16 protein-coding genes are annotated in these 24,992 nt (G+C 72.2%); 2 read left to right on the top strand and 14 right to left on the bottom strand.

Features of this window, described 5'->3' with window-relative positions; genetic code table 11:
- Positions 1–8 precede the first annotated feature (8 nt).
- Complete coding sequence (locus FHS44_RS11525) at positions 9–1,094, bottom strand: NAD-dependent epimerase/dehydratase family protein (RefSeq protein WP_246435400.1); 1,086 nt, start codon at positions 1,092–1,094, stop codon at positions 9–11.
- Between the two features lie 255 nt (positions 1,095–1,349).
- On the opposite strand from FHS44_RS11525, the gene FHS44_RS11530 reads away from it, so the two are divergent.
- Complete coding sequence (locus FHS44_RS11530; protein WP_184713958.1) at positions 1,350–1,871, top strand: hypothetical protein; 522 nt, start codon at positions 1,350–1,352, stop codon at positions 1,869–1,871.
- Positions 1,872–1,973: 102 nt separating this feature from the next.
- Here the strand turns inward: FHS44_RS11530 and FHS44_RS11535 are convergent, their stop codons facing one another.
- From FHS44_RS11535 to FHS44_RS11545, 3 genes are read right to left on the bottom strand one after another with little or no spacing between them, the layout of a single operon-like run.
- The gene (locus FHS44_RS11535) at positions 1,974–3,005 is read right to left on the bottom strand and encodes a carboxymuconolactone decarboxylase family protein (RefSeq protein WP_184713959.1); all 1,032 of its coding nucleotides are present in this window, start codon (positions 3,003–3,005) and stop codon (positions 1,974–1,976) included.
- Positions 3,006–3,060: 55 nt separating this feature from the next.
- On the bottom strand, positions 3,061–4,716 hold the full coding sequence (locus FHS44_RS11540) for an FAD-dependent oxidoreductase (RefSeq protein ID WP_184713960.1): 1,656 nt from the start codon (positions 4,714–4,716) through the stop codon (positions 3,061–3,063).
- On the bottom strand, positions 4,713–5,243 hold the full coding sequence (locus tag FHS44_RS11545; protein WP_184713961.1) for a DUF5987 family protein: 531 nt from the start codon (positions 5,241–5,243) through the stop codon (positions 4,713–4,715). Before FHS44_RS11545 ends, FHS44_RS11540 begins: the two co-directional genes overlap by 4 nt.
- 591 nt (positions 5,244–5,834) lie before the next feature.
- Between FHS44_RS11545 and FHS44_RS11550 the strand changes: the two genes are divergently transcribed.
- On the top strand, positions 5,835–6,581 hold the full coding sequence (locus FHS44_RS11550) for a helix-turn-helix domain-containing protein (protein ID WP_312863615.1): 747 nt from the start codon (positions 5,835–5,837) through the stop codon (positions 6,579–6,581).
- Between the two features lie 75 nt (positions 6,582–6,656).
- Here the strand turns inward: FHS44_RS11550 and FHS44_RS11555 are convergent, their stop codons facing one another.
- The 10 genes from FHS44_RS11555 to FHS44_RS11600 all read right to left on the bottom strand — a co-directional run bounded on the left by FHS44_RS11555 (position 6,657) and on the right by FHS44_RS11600 (position 24,951).
- Positions 6,657–8,060: a cytochrome P450 gene (locus FHS44_RS11555; protein ID WP_184713962.1), complete on the bottom strand. Its 1,404-nt coding sequence runs from the start codon at positions 8,058–8,060 to the stop codon at positions 6,657–6,659.
- On the bottom strand, positions 8,057–8,623 hold the full coding sequence (locus FHS44_RS11560) for a flavin reductase family protein (RefSeq protein ID WP_184713963.1): 567 nt from the start codon (positions 8,621–8,623) through the stop codon (positions 8,057–8,059). Before FHS44_RS11560 ends, FHS44_RS11555 begins: the two co-directional genes overlap by 4 nt.
- Before the next feature lie 24 nt (positions 8,624–8,647).
- Positions 8,648–9,076: an acyl-CoA thioesterase gene (locus FHS44_RS11565; protein ID WP_184713964.1), complete on the bottom strand. Its 429-nt coding sequence runs from the start codon at positions 9,074–9,076 to the stop codon at positions 8,648–8,650.
- Positions 9,076–14,874, bottom strand: a complete 5,799-nt coding sequence (locus tag FHS44_RS11570; RefSeq protein WP_184713965.1) for a type I polyketide synthase — start codon at positions 14,872–14,874, stop codon at positions 9,076–9,078. Before FHS44_RS11570 ends, FHS44_RS11565 begins: the two co-directional genes overlap by 1 nt.
- Positions 14,871–15,845: an RnfABCDGE type electron transport complex subunit D gene (locus FHS44_RS11575; protein ID WP_184713966.1), complete on the bottom strand. Its 975-nt coding sequence runs from the start codon at positions 15,843–15,845 to the stop codon at positions 14,871–14,873. Before FHS44_RS11575 ends, FHS44_RS11570 begins: the two co-directional genes overlap by 4 nt.
- A 5-nt stretch (positions 15,846–15,850) precedes the next feature.
- Positions 15,851–17,818, bottom strand: coding sequence for a CRTAC1 family protein (locus tag FHS44_RS11580; RefSeq protein WP_184713967.1), 1,968 nt, complete (start codon positions 17,816–17,818; stop codon positions 15,851–15,853).
- A gap of 3 nt (positions 17,819–17,821) precedes the next feature.
- Positions 17,822–18,808: a DUF1702 family protein gene (locus tag FHS44_RS11585; RefSeq protein ID WP_312863616.1), complete on the bottom strand. Its 987-nt coding sequence runs from the start codon at positions 18,806–18,808 to the stop codon at positions 17,822–17,824.
- Positions 18,809–19,017: 209 nt separating this feature from the next.
- Positions 19,018–20,010, bottom strand: a complete 993-nt coding sequence (locus tag FHS44_RS11590) for a DUF1702 family protein (protein WP_184713969.1) — start codon at positions 20,008–20,010, stop codon at positions 19,018–19,020.
- 167 nt (positions 20,011–20,177) lie between these two features.
- Positions 20,178–20,981: a TIGR03084 family metal-binding protein gene (locus tag FHS44_RS11595; protein WP_184713970.1), complete on the bottom strand. Its 804-nt coding sequence runs from the start codon at positions 20,979–20,981 to the stop codon at positions 20,178–20,180.
- A gap of 130 nt (positions 20,982–21,111) precedes the next feature.
- Positions 21,112–24,951, bottom strand: coding sequence for an nSTAND1 domain-containing NTPase (locus FHS44_RS11600; protein WP_221460661.1), 3,840 nt, complete (start codon positions 24,949–24,951; stop codon positions 21,112–21,114).
- Positions 24,952–24,992: the final 41 nt, after the last annotated feature.

The following is a 24,992-nucleotide window of genomic DNA, read 5'->3' on the forward strand; positions in this document are numbered from 1 at the left end:
CGTCGGGCTCATGAGGCCCTCACCGGCGTCAGGTCCCCGCGGGCCGTACCCGCCTGCCGGTCGGACAGCAGCCCGTTGGCGTGCAGCCAGCGCACGGTGTCGCCGACCGTCTCGGCCATGGGACGCGGGACGATCCCCCCGGTGCTCACCCCCTCGCCGACCCGGGTCGCGCAGGCGCACACGTAGACGGCGCCGTACTGCGCCGGGAGGTGCCAGGGGCACACGCGCTGCGCGAGGTCGGCCAGCAGCCCGGCCGGGAGCATGGCGCGGGCGGGCAGGAAAAGTGTCGGAAGGCGGCGTCCGGTCACCTCGCGCAGCACCTCCACGTAGCGCCGGGTCGTCAGGTAGTGGCCGGGCCCGAAGTGCCTGGCCCTGCCCTCACCGCTGCCTTCGCCGTACGGCGTGAGCAGCCGGGTGTGCAGTTCGGCGGTGTCACGCACGTCGCCGAGGGGCAGCCCGCCGAGCGGCCACAGGGGCATCAGCCCCCGCAGGACGTCGCGCAGCCTGGCGGTCTGGTCGCCGAGCCGGGGGTCGTGCGGCCCGAGCAGGGCAGGCGGGTAGGTGATCACCACCGGGGCGCCCTCCCGCTGGTGCCCCCGGGCCACGGTCTCGGCCGCCGCCTTGCTCGCCATGTACGTCTCGCGGGGCCTGCCGACGGGGGTGTCCTCGTGGACCACCCGTCCGGGGGCGGGGAAGAGCGCCGCGACGCTGGAGACGTGGATGATCGGGTTCGCGTCCGCCGCGCGGGCGGCCCCGAGCACGACCTCGGCGCCCCGCTCGTTGGTCCGCCGCACGCTCGCGTGCCGCCTGCTGTCGAAGGAGTAGACCGCCGCCGCGTGCAGCACGGCGTCCGCTCCCCGTACGGCCCGGCCGACCGCCTCCTCGTCGGTGACGTCGCCGGTCACCACCTCGACGGCGTCCTCGGCGGACGGCAGATCGGGCAGGAGGGGGGTCAGGGCGGGGGCGACCCGGGACGGCTCGCGGACGAGCAGGCGGACCCGGTGTCCCGCCCGCAGGAACGCCGCGACCGAATGAGCCCCGACGAATCCGGTGCCGCCTGTCACGCTCACCAGCATCAGAAATACCTCGCTCATGGCGGAATCACTGGGCGCTTCGCTGCAAGCGTGCACGAGCGAAGATCCCATTGTCTTCTCCCATTGTGCTTTCAGCGGACCGGCGTTATCGTCCGCATGAGGCGAATTCGGCAATCCAGGAGAAGAAGCGGCGGGATTCACGCTGCTATGGTTGACGGCATTGTCGTCGCGTTATAAGAGAAAATGTTCGTCGCGAGAGCGGGAGGTTTCCGCATGGCTTCTGAGGCGGCTTCGGCAGGTCGCTTTCCTGGAAGAATGACAATCGTCAACGGACCCCAGCACAGAACCTGGCTGAACGTCTTCCTCGTGATCGTCATCGCCCACTGGGCCGAGCACGTGGCGCAGGCCGTGCAGATCTACGTCCTCGGCTGGCCGACCCCGCAGGCGCGCGGTGTGCTCGGTCTGCCGTTCCCGTGGCTGGTGACCTCGGAGTGGATGCACTACGGCTACGCGTTGTTCATGCTCATCGGGCTCGTCATGCTCAGGAAGGGGTTCACGGGCCGCGCCCGCACCTGGTGGAACATCTCGCTCGGCATCCAGGTCTGGCACCACTTCGAGCACCTGCTGCTGCTCCTGCAGGCGCTGACCGGTAACAACCTGGCGGGCAGGCCGGTTCCCACGAGCGTCCTGCAGTTCTTCTTTCCCAGGGTCGAGCTGCACCTGTTCTACAACGCCGTCGTCTTCGCCCCCATGGTGGTCGCGATGCTTCTGCACCGCCGTCCGAACGAATCGGAGCGGTCGGCCATGGCGTGCGGCTGCGCGACGGCACACGCCTGACATTTCCCCACAAATCCCGATTTTTCGGGAATGTCTCCTGAAACACCTCGGCGGCGGCGCGTTTCCCGCGCCGCCGCCGGACGTTTGTCCCTTTTTCCCTGATCAAGGAAAACGCGAAAAGGATTCACGAGCCATCCGGTCGCCCATCCTGCGCGCCGCGGCCATGCTCGCCCACGCGGTCAGCTCGACCAGTGCCCCGTCCTCCCGCCGCCCTTCGGTGAACGCGTCCACGACGGAGCCGCCGACCCGGTAGGAGGCGAAGGCCGTCAGCAGGGCCAGCCGCCCGGCGGGACGGTCCTCTGCCGCCAGGTCCGCGACCGCCTCCTCGGCCCACGCCCCGCCGAGCCCGGGCTGGGCGCCGTCCCAGCCCGCCAGCCTGGCCGCCAGCAGGTCGCGGACGGGGCCGGGCACCGAGCGGCGGCCCGCGGCCTCGATCGCCGCGGCCGCGCGGGCGAACGCCCCCGCCACCTCCGGCGTCCCCGCCGCCCAGGACAGGTCGCCGGGCAGCGGCGCCATGGGCAGCAGGCCGAGCGAGCCGCCGGGCTCGACGCCCCCGCCGACCGGCCGCATGAGCCTGCCCAGCGTCCGCATGAGGACGCCGCGTGCCAGCCGCGGGGTCTGCGGCGGCAGCGGCGTCTCGTCGAGGAACACGTTGACCATGCGGTTGAGGTAGTGGAAGGTGACCGCTACGCCCACGAGCTCGGCGGAGCCCTTTTCGGGGAACGGCGCCGCCCCGCCCGACCTCGCCCACTCCTCGACCGGCGCGAGGTCCGCCTTCGACGACGGGACCAGGCCGCCCAGGGCGGCGCCGTGCACCCCGACGCAGTAGGGGCAGGCGTTGCCGCGCGAGACGCCGGTCGCGACCGCCTCCCTGGCGGCCCGTCCCGCCCCGCCGTGGGTCTCGGCCAGGAGCGTCTCCCGCAGCATCATCCAGCAGGCCGCCAGGACCTCGGGGGCCGGCGAGTGCAGGGCGACCGGGGGCGCGAGCATGCCGAACTCCCGCTCTGCCTGGCCGTACACCTCGGCGACCAGACCGCGCGCCCGCGCGGGCGGCACCGGGCGGACGTGCCTGACCTGGCGGAGCGAGCCGCGCAGCGGCCTCCTGAGGACCCTCCGCAGGAGTGTGGTCTCCATCGTGCGCTCCCTGGATCGGCCGGGCGCGGGCCGTACACCCGCGCCCGGGGAGGGGCTATCGGTGCGTCAGGCTGGGCACGAACGGCAGGGCGGCGCGCCTGCCGCTCGTGGCGCCGTCCGGGGAGGGGGCGCCGTAGGTGACCTCGACGCCGCGCTGCCTGGCGGCCTGCACGATGCCCGGTACGGCGCGCTCGGCCAGCGCCGCGATGGTCATCGCCGGGTTGACCGTCAGCGCCCCCGGCACGGCCGAGCCGTCGGTGACGAAGATGCCCGGGTGCCCGCGCAGTTCGTGCCGGTCGTCGAGCGCCGAGGTGCTGGGGTCGTCGCCGATGCGGCAGGAGGCCAGCGGGTGCACGGTGTAGGCGCCGACCACGTCGTTGGTCCACGGCATCACCCTGGACAGCCCGTCGCGCTCCATGATGTCGCGCACGTCGGCGTCGGCCAGCGCCCACCCGCGCAGCGTGTTGGCGGTCGGACGGTACTGGATGGGACCGCGCCCGAGCATCTGCTGTGAGATCCGTACGGCGTTGCCCGTCGGCGGGGGCGGCCCGAAGACCCCCTCGTTGTCGTCCTCGCTCATCGTGAAGATCGTCAGCCAGGACTGCCAGCGCCGGACGATCTCCTTCTTCTGCGCCCCGAACCACGTCGGCCCCGTGGCGTCGGGGACCTGGGCGAGGATGGTGCCGAAGCCGGGCGGGAAGTAGAGCTGCTCCAGCGAGTAGCGCGAGTACTCGGGCAGCGTGCCGTCAAGGCGGTCCCAGCTCGCCACGCACGGCCCCTTGCCGATCTGGGAGGCGGCGTAGGCCCGGCCGTCGCCCCGCGAGAGCCCCAGCAGGTCGGCGACCCGGTCCTCGTCGAGGATCGCCGTGTTGAGCCGCTCGCCGTTTCCGGAGAAATACCTTCCGACGGCGTACGGCATGGCCCCCAGGTCAGGCGCGGAGCGCTGCAGGATCACCGGGGTCGCCCCGGCGCCCGCGGCCAGGATCACGATCTTGGCGTCGATCGTCCCGCTCCCGGTGTGCACCCGGTAGTCCTCGTCGTCGACGACGTTGTAGTGCACCCGGTAGCCGCCGTCGTCGTTCCTGGTCAGGCGCTGCACCTCGTGCATGGGCCGTACCTCCGCGCCGTGCGCCACCGCGGCGGGCAGGTAGTTGAACAGCAGAGACCGCTTGGCGTCGAAGCGGCACCCGGCCATCATCCAGTTGCAGTTGGTGCACCGCTCACCGTCGATGGCGACCGGCACCGGATTGGCCGTGCGCCCGGCGTGCGCGCACGCCGCCGCGAACAGGCCGCCCGAGTAGGTGACCGCGTCCCAGTCCTGCCTGGTCACGGGCAGCGCCTCGGCCACCCGGTCGTACCACGGCTCCAGGGCGTCGCGGTTGACGGCCTTCGGCCACATCCTGCGGCCGATGGCGCCCCTGCGCTCGAAGACGAAGCGCGGCGCGCGGGGCATCGCGGCGAAGTAGACGACGCTGCCGCCGCCGACGCAGTTGCCGCCGAGCAGGCTCATGCCGTCGCCGACCACGAAGTCGAAGATCCGTGTGTAGCTCGATCCCAGCTTGAAGTCGTGGTCGAAGTCCTCGCCCTGCAGCCAGGGGCCGCGTTCGAGCACCACGACCCGCGCGCCGCCCGCGGCCAGGTGGTACGCCGTGATCGCGCCGCCGAAGCCGCTGCCGACCACGAGGACGTCCGTCGTCTCGGTCACCGTCATGCGGGGCTCCCCGTTGAGGTCGTCGCCGGGTGGAGGCGGGCCAGCTCGCGGCCGTAGGAGTAGACAGGGAAACGCCACAGGCCGTCGTCCTGCGGTGCGGAGAAACCCATCGCCGTCAGGCCGGGGTGGCCCGCGGCCAGGGCGTCGAGGGTGTGCATGTGGGCGGCGGTGTCGAAGGCCATGTTGCTGAACAGCGCGACGCTGACCCACACCTCCCGCTCGGGGTGGGCGGGGGCGGTCAGTATCCCGACCAGGGCGGTCCTGTACGGGAACGGCAGGGAGACGAACGGCGGCAGCGAGGCGGCCAGGTCGATCCCGTGCTGGTCGGCGTAGGCCCGTGCGTGCTCGTTGAGCAGCCGGGCAAGGTCACCGAGCGCGGACGCCAGCCCGGCCGCGGGGGTTTCGAGCAGTTCGACGGCGCCCGCGGCGACCGCGCCCCCGCCCGACGCGGCGCCCGCGACCGCCTCGTCACCGGGTGAGCGCTTCTCACCGGGGACGATCGTGTCCGCGAAGGCCTCCAACGTCATAGTCCTGGCCTGTTCTTCGTCTGGGATACCCGGTTGCACCGGCGTTTCCTCCTGTCGGAGAGGGGGTGCGGCGTGGATGCCGGAAGCCGGCGCGTCGGCCGAACCCTCGTTTCACGGACCGGACCCGGCAGCGGGCACGGGCCGTCGAGGCCCTCGCCCGGCACGGCGGGATCTGCGACCAATTGGAACTCACATATCGAATTCAGTTCCGGTCTGATCCATCGTCCGAGCGGCGCCCCACCCGACGCATCTTCTGAATTGCCGTCCTGTCAAGCCTCTTTCTTCGGGGTTTTCTGCCGCGCACTAACACCCTATTAACGTCGTTCACAACCTAGAGTAGCAGCTCAGACACGGTGAGCACGCTTCACTAGCACAGTTGACAGCAGTCAGATGTTGATTTAGAAATATTGATGCCGATCTTTTTCATTAGTCGTCCGACTGGCATATAGAAGCCCCCCTGAAGGGCGAATAAATGTGGAAGCCGCCCCCTCGGAGACGAACAGCTGATTACAGGTTCACCTTTCCCGTCATTCATATGGATGAATTTTCAACACACGGAGAGGAATGATGGAGGAAGTTCTTGAGAAAGCTGTGAGACGGGTTATCGAGACCATGCGCGAGCACCTCGGTGACGAGCTCACCATCGATGACATGGCCCGTACCGCCATGTTCAGCAAATTTCACTTCTCCCGGGTCTTCAGACAGGTGACCGGTATCTCCCCTGGGCGTTTCCTGTCGGCGTTGCGGCTGCAGGAGGCCAAACGGCTGCTCCTGTCGACCTCACTGAGCGTCGCCGACATCAGCATTCAGGTCGGCTACTCGAGCGTCGGCACCTTCAGCTCGCGTTTCAAGAGCTGCGTCGGCCTGGCACCGACCACCTACCGGCAGCACGGCGGGTTCGCCCCGCTGATCCTCACCAGCGGCAGGAACGACGGCGAGGAGACGCGTCTGACAACCGTCCAGGGCAAGATCTGGGCACCGCCTACGGGCCAGTGCGGCCTCATCTTCGTCGGGCTCTTCCCCACGTGCATCCCCCAGGGACCGCCGGTCCGCTGCACGGTGCTGCGCAGGCCCGGCCCCTACGCGCTTGAGAAGGTGCCCCAGGGCACCTGGCATCTGCTGGCCCACTCCGTCGCCCCGGGAAACGAGAAGATCATGAACAGCCTGGGCAGGGACCCGTCGCTCTACGTGGGGGGCTACGGGCCGATCACGGTACGGCGCGACGTCGTGGTCAAGCCCGCCGACGTGCACCTACGGCCGATGGGGACCCTCGACCCCCCGGTACTGCTCGCGCTGCTCGACGTGCGCCTGGTGGCGCTCAACTCGGTCGCGAGCTGACCCTGTGTCCCATCGGAAACGGCCGCAGCCAAGGAGGCCTGCGGCCGTCACCGTCCTGTCGTGCGGTGCCGTCCCTCACCCCGCCGGGCGCACCGTCATCGGGAGCCCGCCGCGCATCCTGAGCGAGAGCATCGGCTCGGCGACCACCCGGTGGCCGGGAACCCCGGTCAGCCGCAGCTCCCTGGCCACCATGGCGACCACGAAGACCGCCTCCATCATGCCCAGGCTGTTGCCGACGCAGAAGCGCGGACCGGCGCCGAAGGGGATGTAGGCGTAGCGGGGCCGGGACGCGGTTCCCTCGGGGGCGAACCGCTCCGGGTCGAAGCGCTCGGGGTCCTTCCAGAACTCCGGGTGCCGGTGCAGCGTGTAGGGACAGATCAGCACATCCGACCCCCTGGGCACGTGGTAGAGGCCGACCTGGTCGGCCCCCTGCGCGCTGCGCGTCAGGATCCACACGGGCGGATAGAGCCGCATGGCCTCCTCGACGACCATCGTGGTGTACCGCAGCCGGTGCAGGTCCTCGTGGCGGGGCAGCCGGTCGCCGAGCACCTCGACCGCCTCGGCGTGCAGCCTGTCCCACACCTCGGGACTGCCGTCCACCAGATGGAAGGTCCACCCCAGGGTGCTGGCCGTCGTCTCATGCCCGGCGAGCATCAGGGTGATCAGCTCGTCCCTCATGCGCCTGCCGCCGACCCTGGGATCGGCCTCCTCCCGGGTCGAGACGATCAGGCGGGACAGCACGTCGTCGCCCTCGACGGGGCCCCGCGCCGCGCGTTCGGCCACCAGCCGGTCGACGACCCGCTGCAACTGCTCACGCGCCCTGCGGAAGCGAAGCTGTTTGGGCAGCGGCAGCCACGTCGGCACCGCGCCGAGCGTGACCATCTCGAACATCGCCTGGTCCTGCACGGCCTCGAAGGAGTGCGCGACCGAGCCGAACGCGCCGAGGTCGGCGTCCAGCAGGGTACGGCCGAGCACCCCCAGGGTCATCGCGGTCACCTCCCCGAGGACGTCGACGGGCCCGCCGCCCCGGTGTGCCCGCAGCCTGTCGACCAGCCCCGCCGCCTCCTCCGCGACGGCGTCGGCCTGCTGGGCGATTCGCCGGTTCTGGAACACCGGCTGGATCATCCTGCGCTGCTTGCGCCACAGCTCGCCCTCGCTGGTCAGCAGGCCGTCCCCGAGGGCGCGGCGCGCCTGGACCAGCCCGATCCCCTTGTGGTAGTTGGCGCTGTTGTCGGCCAGCACGTGCTTGGCGTGGTCGGGGTGGTTGAAGAAGTAGAGCGTCTTCGGCCCGAGGGAGATGCGGACCGCGTCGCCGTACAGCTCGGCCGCCGAGGTCATCAGCGCGAGCCGGTCGCGGACCAGTTTCAGGAACAGGCCCATCGCGGCCCTGCGCGGCGGACCCGGCGGCGCCATCCCGCCACGCCCCGGGGACGCCCTGCCCCCCGGTACGGCCGAGGCGCCTCGTCCGGTGGAACTCATGCTGATACCTCGCTTCGATCTGGGGTGATCCGGCGGAACCTGCCGTGGAAGAACAGCAGGCCGTCGCGGTCGTCCTGCTGTTCCATGGAGAGCACCCGCCCGACGAAGATCGAGTGGTCGCCCCCTTCGTAGGTGCGCCACAGCTCGCACTCGAAGCGCGCGAGCGTGCCCGCGAGCAGCGGAGAGCCGGTGAGCGGCCCGGGACGCCAGTCGACGGCGTCGAACTGGGCGGTCCCGAGGGGCCGCCACCGGTTGGAGAAGTGCCTGGCCAGACTCTCCTGGCCGGCGGCCAGGACGGAGACCCCGAAGGACCCCTCCGCGGTGAGGCAGCCGTGCATGATCGCGCCACGGTCCACGCAGACCAGCACGAGCGGCGGGTCCAGCGAGACCGAGGTGAAGGAGTTCGCGGTCATGGCGTGCGGGCTGCCGCCGCCGACGGTCACCACGGTGACGCCGGTGGCGAACATCCCGAACGCCCCGCGCATCGCCCTGACGTCCGCCACGGCGTCCATCTCCGGTGTGGCGGGGTCCGCCTCGCGGGACGGCTCAGGATTGACGCTCATGCTGATCTCCCCGGTTCTGCGGTCCTAGGACACGTACGGTTCGAGCGCGCGGGTCAGTGGCTCGGGAACCCTGGCCGGGACCGTGCGGCTGTTGGGCCCGCGCATGCACGCGACCCGCTGCCTGCCGCGGGCGACCAGCGTCTCCCCCTCGCCGGGGTCGAGCCTGACGTAGTCGAAGCCGAACTCGAGCTGCGTCTGGGCGAGGTCGACCAGGCGCATCCTGATGGACAGCTCGTCGAAGGCCGTGAGCTCGGCGAAGAACTCGCAGTCCACCCGCAGCGTGAACAGCTTCAGGTCCTCCTGCAGCTCGCCGAGCACGGCGGGGGCGTGGAGCTTGAGGAACATCTCCCGGCAGCGTCCCTGCCAGCGCAGGTAGTTGACGTAGTAGACGTTGCCGACGAGGTTGGTCTCCTCGAAGCCGACCGTGTGCAGATACTCGAAGTAGTTGCCCATCACCGCCCCCGTCCCTCGGTGAGGATCGCGAAGGCGACCGGTTCCACGGTGTCCCGCAGCGTCGTCACCAGCGTCGCGACCCGCAGGCCGCCGGAGGCCAGCACCGCCCAGGCGTCCCGCCGCTCCGAAGTCCAGGTGAGCGGCGCGCCCGGCGGCAGCCCCGCCTTGCGCAGGCACTCGGCGGCGGCCCACACGCGGGTCGCCGCGGCGTCGAGGCTGCCGCCCAGCTCCATCGCGACCAGTTCGGCGAGGCCGAAGTGCGAGCCGAGCAGGCCCCGCCAGTCCTCGACCGTCCTCTCCCGCACGGTCTCGACGTCGCAGCCGACGGTGCCGGTGGCCGCGACGCACAGGGTCAGCCCGGCGCCGTGGGAGGCCGAGATCGTCCTGCCCCCGTCCACCTCGGGCCGCCCGTCGGGGCGGTGGCGGACCTCGACCGGATGCCCGAGGGCCCGTCCCACGGCCACCGTGGTCGCCGCCCTGCGCTCGGCCGTACCCCTGGCCTGTTCCTGCGGGTCCTGTTCCCGCGGGTGGGGCGGGTCGGGTTCGACGACGACGGCGGCCCCGGTGCCGGTCAGGTCCTCGACCGCGCGCTCCAGGTAGGGGCCGAGCAGCGGCGCCACCCACGGCCCCCGCCCGTCGCCTTTCCGTACGGCCCGCAGCCGCAGCCCGTCCCAGCGTTCGAGGATCCGGCCTGTCCCGTCCCGCACGGCGATGTCGTAGACGTAGGTGTCGCCGTCGCGCAGCCGTTCGGTCGCGCAGTAGCGCAGCTCGCCCGCCTCCACCAGCGCGGCGCCGCCGGGCTGGACGCGTTCGATCCCCGAGGGCAGCAGCGTCGCGTCCGGCACGCAGACCTGGTTGCCGTGCATCAGCGCGTCGCGTACGCCGGGGTCGCCGAGCAGCAGCTCACCGGAGAGGAACCCGGCGAACCAGTCGGTGTTCGCGTCCGCCACGACGTCGGCGTCCACGTGTCTGGCCGCAGCCCTGCGGTAGCGGCGCAGCCGCTGGAAACGGCCGCCCTGGAAGAGGACCTCGCCGTACAGGTCGGCCGCGGGGTCGAGCGGCACCAGGGGCAGGCCGTCGGCGACCTGGTCCGGAGGACCGTCCTGCGCGACCTCCCCGGCGAAGCGCAGCCGCGCCCTGAAGTGGTCGGCGTCGAAGCCGGTCTCCGCGCTGCGCACGGCCACCTCGACGGTGTCGTCCCCGGTGACGGCGGCGGCGACCCTGATCATCGTCGTGCCGTCCGGCGGCACCACGATGGGCCGCAGGAACTCGGCCTGTTCGATCGTCGGCGGCCTGTCCGGGACCGTGCCGAGGGTCGCCACGGCCACCTGGGTCATCGCCTCCATGCCGAAGACGGCGGGGAAGAGCAGGTTGCCGTCGAGGTGGTGGTCGGCGAGGTAGAGGTCGGTGCCCGCGTTCAGCTCGACCTCGACGACCAGCTCGACGCCGTGGTAGCGGATCAGCGGCCTGCCGACGAAGCGGGACAGCGGGAGCGGGGGCAGGTCGTGGCGGACGGTGCCGACGCCCTCGGTGCGCCCGCTGACCACCACGACGGTGGGCGCGTCGGGGTCGGTGACCAGCCTGCGCATGATCCGTACCCCCTGGTCGGGGGTGATGGGGGTGACGCCGTCGCGGGACAGGGTCTCGACGACGTCGAGCCGCTCCCCCATGCCGACGCCGGACCAGACCGACCACTCCATGCACAGGGCACGGCAGCCGGGGTGGTCGCGGGCGATCTCCTCGGTGAGGTCGGCCAGCCACTCGTTCGCGGTGGCGTAGTGTCCCTCCCCGCGCAGCCCGGACCTGCCGATGATGCTGCCGAACGTCACCAGCAGGCGCAGCGTTCCGGGATCGACCGCGCCGAGCACCGCCCGCAGGCCGTCTACCTTGGGGGCGAGGGTACGGCGGAAGGCCTCCATGTCCAGGCTGGTGATCGCGCCGGGCTCGTTGCGTCCGGCGCCGTGCAGCACGGCGGTGACCGGCCCGGTCTCCCTGGTCGCCTCCGTGACCGCCGCGCGCAGCGCCACGGCGTCGGTGACGTCGGCCCTGGCGTACTTGACGGTCACCCCGGTGTCGGACATCCGTCGCAGGTTGGCGGCCAGTTCCTCGTCGTGCTCCGGGTCGGAGCGTCCCACGACGACGAGGGCGGCGCCGCTGTCCGAGGCCAGGGCGAGGGCGCACTCGGCGGTGATGCCCTTGCCGCCTCCGGTCACCAGGAGCACGTCCTGGCCGCCGAGCGGCTGGACGACCTGGGCGGGCCGTACCGGCATGGCGCGCAGGGTCGGCACCCGGCGCGTGCCCCGCTCGTCGTAGTGGGCCTCGGCGTAGCGTGTGGTCGCCGCGACCTCGCCGACGACCCAGCCGACGGCCCGCTCGGACACCGGCACGTGCGCGATGGTCGTGCGCAGGTGGGGTGCCTCAAGGAAGAGCGTCCTGGCCAGTCCGGCGGCGCCCCTGCCGTGCTGTACCAGGACGAACCGGGTTCCCGGCTCGCCCGCGAGGGCGGCCTGGGCGCCCAGCAGGGCCTGTTCGAGGTCCCGCTCCGCGCATCCGGGCGGCAGGCAGACCAGGACGCCTGAGCCGACGCCCGCGCTCTCCAGCTCCCGGCGCAGCGACTCGGCGAAGGGGTGCTCCCCCGCCGTGTGCAGCGTCCAGCGCCCGTTGTCCTCCCGCACGCGCGTGACGGGCAGCGGGATCTCGTCGAAGTCGACGGAGAACGGCCTGGCCCAGGCGGCGGCCCCGGCGACCGTGGCCGGGGACGTTCCCCCGTCCTGTCCGGTCTCGGCGAGGGTGCCCAGGGCGTCGGCCAGCTCGCGCACGGTCGCCGTGGCGAAGTTGGTCGGCGCCTGCGCCGAGGACAGGCCCATCCGCCTGGCGGCGTGGTTGACGATCTGCCCGACCGTGATGGAGCTCAGGTGCAGGTCGTCGAGCAGGTGGCTGTCTGCCCGCACCATGTCCATGGGCAGTTCGGCGCGTTCGGCGGCCAGCCGCCGCAGCATGTCGAGGGCCGTCTCCCCCTCGCTCCTCTCCTGCGGCTGCGGAGTCTCCGGCTGGCTCGCGGGCCGTACGGCGGGGCTCAGCAGTACCTCGGGGGCCCGCTCGCAGGGGCTCTCGAAGAACGACAGCGGCGCGCCGACCCGCAGCGGCCTGACCAGCCTGCCGTGGAAGAGCGCCTCGTGCGCGACCGGGGCCCCGGCGACGTAGGCGGCGGCGACCACCCGCAGCAGTCCGGCCGACGACTCGTCGTCGGTGTCCAGCGCGACCGTGGGCACGTCGGTCACCGCGGCGGCCAGCCCGCTGAGCACCCGCCCGGGGCCGACCTCGACGAACAGGTCGATGTCCTTGGCCGCCAGTTCGACGGCCTGGGCGAACAGCACGGGGTCGGTGACCTGCCTGCCCAGCAGCGCCGGGATGTCGGTGTCCGGGGCGAGGGCCTCCCCGGTGACCGTCGAGACGACGCGCAGCCCGACCCGGTCGAACTCCTCCTCGGCCAGCCGTTCGCCCAGTGCCCGCGCGGCGGGCGCGACGAGGGGCGAGTGGAAGGCGTGCGACACCCGCAGGGGGGTCCACGGCAGTCCCTCGGCGAGGGCCCTGCGCCCGGCCTCCTTCACGGCGTCGAGCGGCCCGGCCACGACGGTCTGCCTGGGGCCGTTGTATCCGGCGATCACCACGGGCAGGTCCCTGATCAGGGCGGTCACCGCGTCCGGGGAGGCGGCGACGCCCGCCATGGTTCCCGAGGCGCTGTGCTCGGACATGGCCCTGCCCCTGGCCGCGGCGACCCGCAGCAGGGTCTCCTCGTCCATGGCGCCCGCCCAGTGCAGCGCCGACAGCTCGCCCAGGCTGTGGCCGACGGCGACACCGGCCTCGACGCCGAGGGCGGCCAGGGCGCGCAGTCCCGCGACGGAGCCGGTGACGATGCGCGGCTGGGCGACCTCGGTCGCGACCATGTCGCCGCCGGTCGGCAGGTCCGCCCTGAGGTAGACCTCCTCGACCTCGGTGAAGCGTCTGCGCAAGGCGCCTCCGCTGGTGCCGCGCCCCGAGCCCTGCCCGGGGAAGAGGTAGCCGATCCTGCCCGGCCCGTTCACGCGGCCGAGGAAGCCCCTGCCGTCGGCGGAGAACAGCGGGATCTCCTCCGCGTCGAGGGCGGCGAGCACGCGGCGCAGCCTGCGCTCGGCGTCCTCCGGCGAGGAGACGACGACCGCCGCCCGGTACGGCAGGCCGCGCAGCTCGCGCTGCAGGGTGGCGGCCAGGTCGCCGAGCTCGGCGTAGGACAGGGCGGGCACGAAGTCCGCCAGCCCGGCCAGGCGTTCGCGCAGCTCGGGGGCCGTGGCGCCGTCGAGCATCAGCAGTTCGGCGTCCTGGACGGAGGAGGCGAGCGCCTTGGTCCTGCCGTCGAGTCCGGCCCTTCTGCGCGGGCCCGGCTTCTCCAGCACCACGTGGGTGTTGATGCCGCCGAAGCCCATGGCGGTCACGCCCGCGCGCACCGGCGCCCCGCCGGGCCACGCCTCCGCCTTGCGCAGCACGCGCAGCCTGGCCGTCTCCTCCGTCAGCACCGGGTGCGGCTCGACGCAGCCCGTGGTCGGCGGCAGCACCTGGTGGTGCACCGCCAGCGTGGCCTTGATGAGCCCGGCGACCCCGGCCGCCGCCTTGGTGTGCCCGATCATCCCCTTGATGGAGCTGATCGCGGCCAGCGGCCCCCGCGCGTCGGACAGGGCCTGGGACAGGGCCGTGAGTTCGGTCCTGTCGCCAACCTCGGTGCCGGTGCCGTGGCCCTCGAACATGGCGACGGTCTCGATGCCGAAGCCCGCCCGTTCGTAGGCGCGGCGCAGCGCCAGCCGGTATCCACTGACCTCGGGCCTGGTGATGCCGCCCCTGCCGTCGGAGGAGACGCCCCACCCGGCGACTGTCGCGTAGATCCGCCGCCCGGCCTCCACGGCGTCCTGTTCGCGCATCAGCACGACCATCCCGCAGCCCTCGCCCGGCCAGAAGCCGTTCGACCCCCGGTCGTAGAGCCGCATCTCCCCCCTGGCCAGGGCGCCGGTCTTGGCGAAGCCCACGATCTCGAAGGGGTCGATGGACAGGTCCACCCCGCCCGCGACGGCCACGTCGAGATCGCCGTCCGCCAGCGCCCTGGCCGCAGTCACCACCGACAGCAGCGAGGAGGAGCAGGCGCCGTCCACGGTGTAACCGCCGCCCTTGAGGTCGAAGTGGTTGCAGATGCGCCCGGCGATCGTGTTGGAGAGCCCACCGGCGAGGGTGTCCTCGTCGGGGACCGGGAAGGGGCTCTTGTAGGCGGCCTCCAGGTCGTCGAGGAAGCCGGTCAGTTGCTCGTCGTCCCAGTCGCGTTCCTTGAGCGCGGCCGCGACGGTGCGCCGGACGTACGGCCAGCGCAGCCGCATGAGGTTAGCCCTGGCGAACTCCCCGGTGAGGGTGTTGCCGACGATGACGCCGGTGCGCTCCCTCGCCAGTCCGTCCGCGCCGGGGAAGCCCGCGTCGGCCAGGGCCAGGGCGGCCGTGTCGAGCGCCAGCCAGTGGGTGAGGTCGGTCGAGCGGTAGGTGCTTCCGGCGATCTTGTAGCCGATCCGGTCGAAGGCGTAGCCCTCGATGACGGCCGCGTTGCGCGCGTAGAAGCGGTCGGGGGTCGCCGGGTCGGCGTCCCAGTAGTCCTCAAGCCGCATGCGCACGTCGGGCAACCTGCGGAAGGCCCGCCGTCCCGCCAGGACGTTCTCCCACAGCTCTCGCGGCGACGCGGCGTCGGGGTAGCGGCACGCCATGCCGACGATCGCGATCCTGCTCATACCGAGGCGACCTCCTTGCCGGTACTCGCCAGGCCGTCCTGGGCGCGGGCGGTGAGGCGCGCCATGGTCTCGCGCTGCTGGCGCCCCTTGTCCACGAAGTGCAGCGACCACAGGAAGACACCGCGGACGAGGCAGACGGTCGCGGTGGCGAAGAAGATGCCGTAGGGGATGTGCACGGCCGTGTAGAAGCCGTACGTCAGGGCGACGCCGCCACCGAAGACCATCTGCGCCGCGGGTTTCGACGGGCTCGTCCCCGGGTCGGTGACCATGTAGTTGGTGAAGAGGATGAAGGCGACGCCGGTCATCGTGCCCAGCGCCCCGGAGATCGAGGTGCCGAAGAACAGGCCACGCAGGACGGACTGCAGGGCGAAGCCGCCCACCCAGGCGGCGATCAGCGGCATCCGCCCGGTGAGCTTGCCGTTGATCATGCTGCCGCCGAGGATGATGATCCCGGGGATGAGCCAGTCGATCCAGGTGTCCACGTTCTCGGTGAAGTGGTACGGCGGGGCGATGCTGGCCCAGGGCAGGATCAGCAGGATGACGGCGATGCCGAAGTTCGACGGGTTCATGAAGTGCCGCAGCTTGCCGCGCACCGGAGCCCGCAGCACCCACTTGGTGCCGACCGCGACGACCACCCCGAACATCATCACCAGGACCTGGTCGTTGACGTAGATCAGCATGTTCATGGCCAGGCTGGTGATGTGCGCGGGGTAGAGGAACTCCACCAGGCCGCGCATGCCGTTGCCCGTGTAGCGCGGCGCGCGTCCCTCGACCCTGGCCGCGACGAACTCCAGCGCGATCTCCACGGCGTAGCCGGTCGCCAGGGCGATGAAGGGCCACAGCCACGGCTGCTCGAACCCCAGGAGGATGTACCCGACGGTGTTGAAGACCGTGATGGATATCGCGAAGTTGCGCAGTGCGATGGTGACCTTGGGATCGTGGCGTGGGGGATTCTGTGTCTTGTCAGACATCTCGGTCACTTCTCCTTGGCCTGGCTGCCGAGTTCGAGGCAGTGCCTGCCCGGCGTCAGCTGAAGGTCCTGTTCGTGTACCTGTCCGGCCCGGTCGCGCCAGCGCAGGTTGACCCGCACGGGACCGGTGACGTTCCTGCCGAGCCCGAGGTGCACCTCGCTGCTGCGCTTGCCGGAGTGTCCGCTGCCGCCGTCCACCCTGCCGAGGATCGTGCGCCCGTCCGGTGTCGTCACCGTGACCTGAGCGCCGGTCGCCGGTGAGCCGGGGGCGGGCAGCGCGCCGGGGACCGGCGTGTCCGCGTGGGTCAGCTGCAGTTCGAGGAAGGCCCCGGGTGAGGGGCTCTGGTTGTGGTAGAAAACGGGCTCTCCCCACTGCCTGGCGACCGCGAAGTCGAGCCTGCCGTCGCCGTCGGCGTCGCCGGTGGCCACGCCCCGCGTCGGCACCGGGATGGCCAGCCCAAGTTCCTTGGCCACGTCGACGTAGGTGCCGTCGGGGCACTTGACGAAGAAGTGCAGCGTCTGGGTCCCCGCGACGTCGTCGCCCGCGCGCACGTTCGGCCACCAGTAGGGGTTCTGCAGTAGCTGGTCGTTGGCCGTCGCCAGCTCCTGAAGCTGCGGCCAGCGGTCGACCTCGCCCTTCACGAACCCGGTGGCCTGGACGATGCTGAGGTCGCCGCCGTTGTCGAAGTCGTCGATCTTGACGTCCCAGCCCCAGCCCGACCAGGCGGTGCGCGCCTGGGCGCTGCGGTCGGTCCACGGCGCCTCGCCCTCGCGGAGCCTCTCGCGCAGGGCGGCCTTGTCGCCGGAGGAGGACACGAACTGGAAGTTGCTCTCCTCGATGCCGAAGGAGGTGGTGATGTTGCTGACGAACATGTCGTAGACGCCGTCACCGTTGAGGTCGCCGAAGTCCAGGCCCATGCCCTTGAAGGAGTCGTGGCCGATCGTCTTCGACTTGGGGATCAGCGGCGTGCGCACGCCCTCGACGAGCGAGAGCCTGATGTGGCCGGGCGTCGAGCGGTTGTAGAACATCCGGTCGGGGCCGAAGTCGTTGGCGAGATACAGCTCGGGAAGCTGGTCTCCGTCGAGGTCGGTCGCCGCGGCGGCCAGCTCCCAGCCCTTGGAGGCCGTCTCGGGCAGCACGTCGTCGAGGCACTGGTAGGTGACCGAGGGGCTGGCTCCCTTGACCGAGCCGGTCCAGCGGAAGAAGTAGTCGTCCCCGCCGTTGTGCGCGTTGGACATCGAGTGGTTCATGTGCACGACGCCGGTGCTCTTGGGGTCGAGAACCGCGCTGTGCGGGAAGTAGTTGCCGATGAAGATGTCGTCGTGGCCGTCGCCGTCGAAGTCCGCGACGGTCGCGGCGTTGGTGTTCCACTGCGGGCCGGTGTAGCGGCCGTTGGTGGAGTTGGAGCCGGGCACCAGCTCGACCGGCCGGTAGGCGTCGGGGCCGAGTTTGGCCGCCCCCGGCTTGGCGAGGTAGAGGATCGGCGTGCGGCCCCACATGTAGACGAGCAGGTCGAGACGGCCGTCCTCGTTGAAGTCGCCGGGGACGCAGCCCATGGGGGCGATGTTGTCGTTCATGGGGAGCGTGCCGGGGTTCAGCGCGAAGGGCGCGTACCTTCCGGGCTTGCCGCCGGGGACGGGGGTGACCACGGTCTGGTCGATGCGCGTGTCGACCAGGCACAGGTCGTTGGCCAGGCCGTCGCCGTCGAGGTCGTTCATCGCGATGGCCGCCCCGACCGAGGAGATCCACGCGTCGATGTGCGTGTAGTCGGGGTGGACCCTGCGGATCTCCTGCTGGCGGAAGCCGCCCGGCAGGGCGACGGACATCGGCGCGAAGGAGTACCTGCTCGCCATACCGGCCGTGTCTGCGGCCGAGGGCGTGGGGATGCGGGCCACCATGAATGCGCTCACGATCAGCACGAGCGCGAGGACTCCGGGGAGCTGCCTGCGCAGCCAGCCCGCTGTCGCGGTCACGTCCTAACACCTCCCAAGGGATGCGAACTCGTCGGCGATGCGCCGCCGCCACACCTCGTAGGCGGGCATCTCGCCCTGGACGGGCCCGTCGGGACGGGCCTTCTCACTGATCCGCGCCGCCTGTTCCGGGGTCATGTCGCAGAAGACCCGGGTGGCCAGGAGCGTGTGCGGCACCACGAGACCGGCACGCTGCCTGGCCTCGGCCGCGAACGCGCTGCCCTGGGCGATCCACGGGCGGTGCTCGCCCGCGCGCTCCCAGAAGGTCAGCAGTTCCTCCTCCTCGGCACCGCCGGCGTAGCTGGCGGCCAGCCCGGCACCGGCGTACAGGTCGGCCCTGCGCTCGGGGGAGAACCCGTCGATCATCGTGGCGACGAGCCCCGCGTCGGCCCCGCCGACGAACCACATGGCCCGCCCGATGCCCTGGTCGATGGCGTGCCCGGCGTACCAGCCGAAGCGGTCGGCCTTCCAGGGGAAGGCGGGGTCGCGGTGGTGGGCGTGGACGTAGCGGCCGGTGTGGAAGTAGGCCTGGTGGAAGCCGTACCCGTCGAGGACGAGCCAGCGCAGCAGCGGGTCGTAGGCCGAGACGTCCGGCCACAGGAAGCGCGGCAGCCTGGCCATGGCCCAGCCGATCCCGACGTAGACCATGTAGAGGTGGTCGTCGCCGCGCCCGGCGAGGAAGTCACCGATCCTCCTGCCCCGGGTGAACGGCAGGGCGTCCAGTACGGCGAAGCCCATGCCCGCGCCCTCGTAGGCGAAGCCGCGGAAGCGGGTGGGGATCGTCTCCAGCCGCTGTTCCGCCTCGCGGGCCGTACGTGACTCGGCCGCGAAGGCGTAGCCGGTGAGAAACGATTCACCAATCGTTTCCAGCAATTCTCTCGCCTCTGGACTTTTCTCATTGAAACCGCGCGTCCCGAGTTTCGTGGCCGAGACGCTCGGGGTCAGAATTCGGCGCCTCAGCGCCCTCAACGCATTGGCCACTTGTCGCCTCACGCCCCTTATTTCCGGATGGATTCGACTTCTAGGGCTATCTTCCGACAAATCTACACAGGCGCCTTGACCGACTGTCTACTTCAAACGTGCTCACGGAAACACAAAGGAAACCTTCCAGTAATCGGGCGCATGATTGTGAAACCCCGGTTCCCCGCGTCACCAATTCACAGAAAGGCCGCAACGGTTGAGCGGAAATGCGGCGTCCGCGATCAGCCCGGCAGACGGCCCGTCTGCGGGGCGAAGTGGGCGCGCACCTTCCCGCGCCACAGCTCGTAGGCGGGCAGCCCGTCGGCGCCCCGCTCCACGGCCGAGTCGTCGGCGAGCGCCACCGCGGCCTCGGCCGTCAGGTCCGCCAGTGCCCAGGCTGCCGTCTCGGTGTGCGGCGGCACGAAACCCGCGTGGTGGCGCGCCTTGGTCGCGAAGACGACGCCCTGGGCCAGCTCGGCCCCGTGCTCGGCGGCCCCCCTGCGCAGCGCGGCCAGGTCCTCCGGCTCGGCCCCGCCCGCGAACGCCGCGGCCAGCCCGACCCCGCTCCACAGGTCCGCCTGACGGTGCCCGGCGAAGCGCCCGACCGCGGCCGTGACGCCGTCGGGACGGCCCCCGTGGATGAACCACAGCGCCCGCCCGACCCCCTGGTCGGACGCCCGCAGGAAGTAGTCCGGCGCCCCCTCCCACGGGTAGGGCGTGGGAGTGCGCTGCTCGTCCACCCAGCGCGCGGTGTCGAAGTAGGCGCGGTCGAAGCCGTACCCGTCCACGGCCAGCCAGCTCATCGTCGGGTGGTACGGCAGGCCCGTCAGGTCGGGCATCGCCTTACCCCACAGGACCCTCGGCAGCCGCGCGAGCGCGAACCCGATGCCGATGTAGGTCAGGAAGAGGTGCGGCCTGCCGGGACCGAGCAGCAGGTCACGGGTGCGGTGGCCACGGCCGCCGCCCATCGCGTCCAGGACGGTGAAGGCCATCGTCGCGCCCTCGTAGGCGAAGCCGCGCAGCTCCTGCTCGACCATCGCGAGCCTGCGCTCGACCTCCCACTGGTCCCGCGCGTTGATCCCCCACTCGAACCCGCAGACCACCGCCTGCGGAATCGCCTCAAGGCGCCGGGTGGCCTCCGAGGGGGTGACCGGGAAGCCGCGCCCCGCGAAGGTCACCTCGGCCAGGGAGGGCGCGAGCACCAGGCTGCGCAGCGATCCGAAGACGGTGGGCATGGGACCTCCCTGCTCGGGTGACCCTTTCATGCTCCCTTCCGGGAGGTCGTGACGCATCTCCTGGATTGCGGCGCCACGGAAGACGGATCGCGTCATTCCTCTCCCCCGCACGCGTGCGGCCCGGGGCGCACCCGTCATGGGCGCGCCCCGGGCCGCGTGGGAGCGCGCTAGCGTCCCGTGGTCGCGAACTGTCCGGGTGTACGGCCCTGCCCCGCGGGCCCCCGGTAGGCCTGGGCGATGTCCAGCCACCGGTCCGCCTCGGCCCCGGAGGCGGTCAGCGCCAGGTCGTCCCGGTGCCTGCGCCTGACCACGAGCAGGCAGAAGTCGTGGGCCGGGCCGGTGATCCGCTGCGTGGCGTCCTTCGGCCCGAAGGCCCACAGCTCGCCCGAGGGCGCGGTCAGCTCGAAGCGGAACTCCTCGGCGGGCGGCGTCAGCCCCCGCGCCTGGTAGCCGAAGTCCCTGGTCAGGGTGGCGAACCACGCCAGGTGCCCGATCCTGTCCGTCGGCTCCCGCCGTACACCTAGGGCGTCCGCGATGTCCTGGCCGTGGCCGAACAGCTCCATGTATCCGGCGCAGCCGAGCACGGCGGGCGGCAGCGGCCTGACCAGCCACGGCACGGTCTGGTCCTCGGGAACCGCGGCGAGCGCCTTGAGCGAGGACTCACGCCCGGCCCGCCAGCGGGCCAGCAGCGTCTCCGGCGGGTCGTTCAGATACTCCGCGAGGGCGGCGTTCACCGCCCCGTCGAAGTCCCGGCTCGCCCGCGCGGCCATCGCCCCGAACGTCTCGGGGTCGGAGGCCGCCAGCTCCGCCAGGCGGAAGATGAAGGTGAGGTGCGCGATCTGGTGCCTGATCGTCCATCCGGGCGCGGGGGTGGGCAGCGCCCACCCGTCGGCGCCGAGGCCCTCGACCAGGCGGTCGAGCTCCTCGCCCTCCGCGGTCAGATCGGAGATCACGTCCTGCAGCTGGGTCACGTGCCTGTCCTCTCACAGGGGAAACTCGCAGGGGGAAAGTGGGTTGGCCAAGCACCTCACCGCGGCGGCGCGTTCTGCCCCAGCATGCATCGGCGCGAACCTGCTGTCTTCTCCCTGTGTGCTGTCCGGGTCAGGCGCAGGGCGGCTCGTAGGGCATGTCGGGGAAGTGGCGTCCCCACTCGGCGCGGGTGATCCTGGGGTGCGCGACGGCGCAGACCAGGGCGGCGGCGCGTTCGGGGGCGATCTCCCACATGCGGACCGTGTGGTCGCGGCCCGCGGTGGCCAGGGTGTGGCCGTCCGGGGAGAAGGCGAGCGCGTGGACCCCCTCGGTGTGGCCGTTGAGGGTGGCCAACTCCACGGGCAGGCGCGGGTCGGCCGTGTCCCACAGCCGCACCGTGTGGTCGGCCCCCGCCGTGGCCAGGGTGCGTCCCCCCGGGCCGAACGCCACGGCGTAGACGGTGTCGGTGTGCGGGGTCAACGTGGACAGGGGCCGTGCGCCGCCGGGCCGGGAGACGTCCCACAGCCTGGCGGTGCGGTCGAAGCCCGAGCTGGCCAGCGTCGTGCCGTCCGGGGAGAAGGCCACCGCGTTCACCCCGTCGGTGTGCCCCGCCAGCGACGCCACCGGCCCCGGCCGCTCAGGGCGGGAGACGTCCCACAGCCGCACCGTACGGTCCCAGCTCCCGGTGGCCAGGGTGTGCCCGTCCGGCGAGAAGGCGACCGCGTTGACGCCGTCGGTGTGGCCGGTCAGCGACGCCACCCGCCGTGGCAGCTCTGGCAGGGAGACGTCCCACAGCCGCACGGCGCGGTCGAGTCCCGCCGTGGCCAGCAGGCGGCCGTCCGGGGAGAAGGCGACCGCGTTGACGTTGTCGGCGAAGTCCGTGAGTGTCGCCAGGGCCCTCGGATGGAGCAGGTCGGTGACCTCCCACAGCCGCACCGCGCGGTCGTAGCCCGCCGTGGCCAGGACCCGGCCCCCGGGGGCGAAGGCGAGCCCGCACACCGAGCCCCGGTGCGCGGTCAGCTCGCTCAGCGCCCTCGGCCTGAAGGGGTCCGCGACGTCCCACAGCCATGCCGTACGGTCCCACCCCCCGCTGGCCAGGGCGCGCCTGTCGGGACTGAACGCGACCGAGCAGACCGCGTCGCGGTGCGCGGCGAGCACGGGACCCGGCAGGTCCCACACCCAGACGGTGTGGTCGTCGCTCGCGCTGGCCAGGCTTCTGCCGCCGGGCGCGAAGGCCACCGAGACGACCGCCCCCACCTGCCCGGACAGTACGACGGGCTCCCCCGCGCCGGGGTCGGCCACGTCCCACAGCCGCACCGTGCGGTCCAGGCTCGCGCTGGCCAGGTCGCGTCCTCCAGGGCCGAAGGCCACCGAGCGCACCACGTCCGTGTGACCGCGCAGGACGCGTCTCTCCCTGACCTCGCGGGGGTCGCCGGTGTCCCACAGCCGCACGGTGCGGTCCTGGCTCCCGCTGGCCAGCGAGTGCCCGTCCGGGCCGAACGCCACCCACACGACCGGCGCCGTGTGACCGGTCAGCGTCGCCGTCTCGACGGGGGCGTCCGGCCGGGTGAGGTCCCACAGCCGAACCGTACGGTCCCACCCCGCGCTGGCCAGCGTGTGCCCGCGCGGGTCGAAGGCGACCGAGACGACGGCGTCGTCATGGCCGGTGATCGTGGCCAGCGGCCTGGGACGCGCGGGGTCGGCCACGTCCCACAGCCGGACGGTGCGGTCGGTTCCCGCGCTGGCCAGCACCCGCCCGTCGGGACTGAACGCCACCGCGTTGACGTCGTCGGTGTGCCCGGCGAGGGTGACCGGCGGCGCGGGACGGCGCGGGTCGCCGACGTCCCACAGTCGCACCGTACGGTCCCACCCGGCGCTGGCCAGCGTGTGCCCGTCCGGGCTGAACGCCACCGCGTTGACGTTACCCGTGTGCCCCGTCAGGACCGCGAGCGCCTCAGGGCGGTGCGGCTCGGTGAGGTCCCACAGCCGCACGGTGCGGTCGCGGCTCGCGCTGGCCAGCGTGTGCCCGTCGGGGCTGAAGACAACCGCGTTGACGTTGTCGGTGTGCCCGGTCAGGCGGGTGGCGTAGGGGGCGGCGAACGCGCTCAGCAAAGTGCCCCTGGCCTGCTCGGTCGGGACGAGCCGGTAGGCGGCGAGCCCGAGCTGGGCGGCCAGGGCGGGGTTGGTCGCGCGCAGCGCCGCGGCCTCGCCCGCGGCCTTCTGGGAGACGGCGATGTTGCGCTGCCGGGTGGCCGTGCCGTTGGCGTTGGCGGCGTAGACGACGGCGGTGACGGCCAGCACGAGCAGGACGGTGAGCGCGGCGACGAGCTGGCGCAGACGGCGGGTGTGGCGCCTGCCCGCGTCGCGCTCCGCGGCCCGCGCGGTCAGGCTGGCGTCGAGGAAGGCGCACTCCCTGGCGGTGAGCACGGCGTCGCCCGCCTCGGCCCAGCTCTGCGCCTGGGCGAGCCTGACCCCCCGGTAGAGGGCTCCGGGGTCGTGGCCGAGCGACTCCCACGTGTCGGTCGCCTCGGTGAGCCTGCGGTGGACGCGCAGCCCCTCGCGGTCCTCGGCGAGCCAGCCGCGCAGGCGGGGCCAGGCGCCGAGTAGTGCCTCGTGGGAGATCTCCACGGTCTCGCGGTCGAGGGTGATGAGCCGCGCCGCGGCCAGCCGTTCCAGGACGAACGGGGTGTCGGGGTCGTCGGAGTCGAGCTCGCGGCGGAAGACGGGCCGTTTGGTGTCCTCGGTGCCCTCCCCGAGGGCGGTCAGCCGCAGGAACAGGCTCTTGACCAGCCGCTGCCGCCGGGGGCCGAGGGTCGCGTAGAGCGACTCGGCCGTCTGCGCGAGCGCGCCGTACAGACCGCCCGCCGCCTGGAAGCCCGCCAGGGTCAGCGCGTTGCCCCTGCGCCTGCGCCAGGTCTCCAGTAGGGCGTGCGAGAGCGAGGGCAGCGTGCCCGCCTGCCCGTTCACCTGGGCCACGACGGTGGCCAGCAGCGCGGTCTCGACCGTGCAGCCCGCCCGGACCGCGGGCTGCACGACGGCGCGGCGCAGCTCGTCGGTGGTCATGGGGCCCACGGCGACCTGGGCGTCGGCCAGGGCCTCAACCAGGTCCGGGTGGCGGGTGCAGTGGGCGTAGAAGTCGGCGCGCACCCCGAGCACGATCCGGCAGCGGCTGTTGTCGGCCTCCGCCGCGGTGACCAGCGCCGCGACGAACCGGCCGCGCTCCGTCTCGTCGTCGCAGAGGGTGAAGACCTCCTCGAACTGGTCGACGACCAGCAGCAGGTCGGTCCGCTCGGGCTCGTCGGCCAGGGCCTGGCGGACGATCCTGTGCAGGTTGCGCGGGTCGGCGGCCAGTTCGTCGTGCAGCCTGCCCGGGGTGCCCCCGGTGAGGCGGGCGAGCTGGATCGCGCACTCCTCAAGGGGGTGCGGCCCGGGGGTGAACAGCACCACGGGGCCTTCCTCGCCCTCCGCCCTCCTGCGCGGCAGCAGCCCGGCCCGCAGCAGTGAGGACTTGCCCGCGCCCGAGGTGCCGAAGAGCGCGACCAGCCGCCGCCGCGCCAGGCGGGTCAGCAACTCCTCGACGAGCCGTTCGCGGCCGAAGAACCGGTCGGCGTCCTCACTGCGGAAGGCCGCCAGGCCGACGTAGGGCGGCTCCTGCCCTGCCGCGTCGTGCTCCCCGGCCTCCTGGGGGCCGGGTCCCGCGAGCTCCGCGGCCACCTCGTGCCAGTGTCGTTCCCACCACGCGCCGTCGCCCCCGCAGGCGTCCACGTAGGCCAGGGTCACCGCCAGGCTCGGCAGTTTCCTGCCCGCCGCCGCGCCGGACAGCGTCGCCACCGAGTAGTGCGCCCTGCGGGCCAGCAGCCGGTACGGCGGGCCACCCGCCCTCTCCCTCAGCTCGCGCAGCTCGGCCGCGAACCGCAGCAGCGCGCTGTCCCCCTCGTCCAGTGGTCGCTCGCCACGCGGCAGCGCCCCCACCCCCTCGGTCCGGCCCCCCGGTGCCCGCGCGAGGTGACGCC

Origin of the sequence: Streptosporangium saharense (genome assembly GCF_014203715.1) — a bacterium.
GTDB lineage: Bacteria > Actinomycetota > Actinomycetes > Streptosporangiales > Streptosporangiaceae > Streptosporangium > Streptosporangium saharense.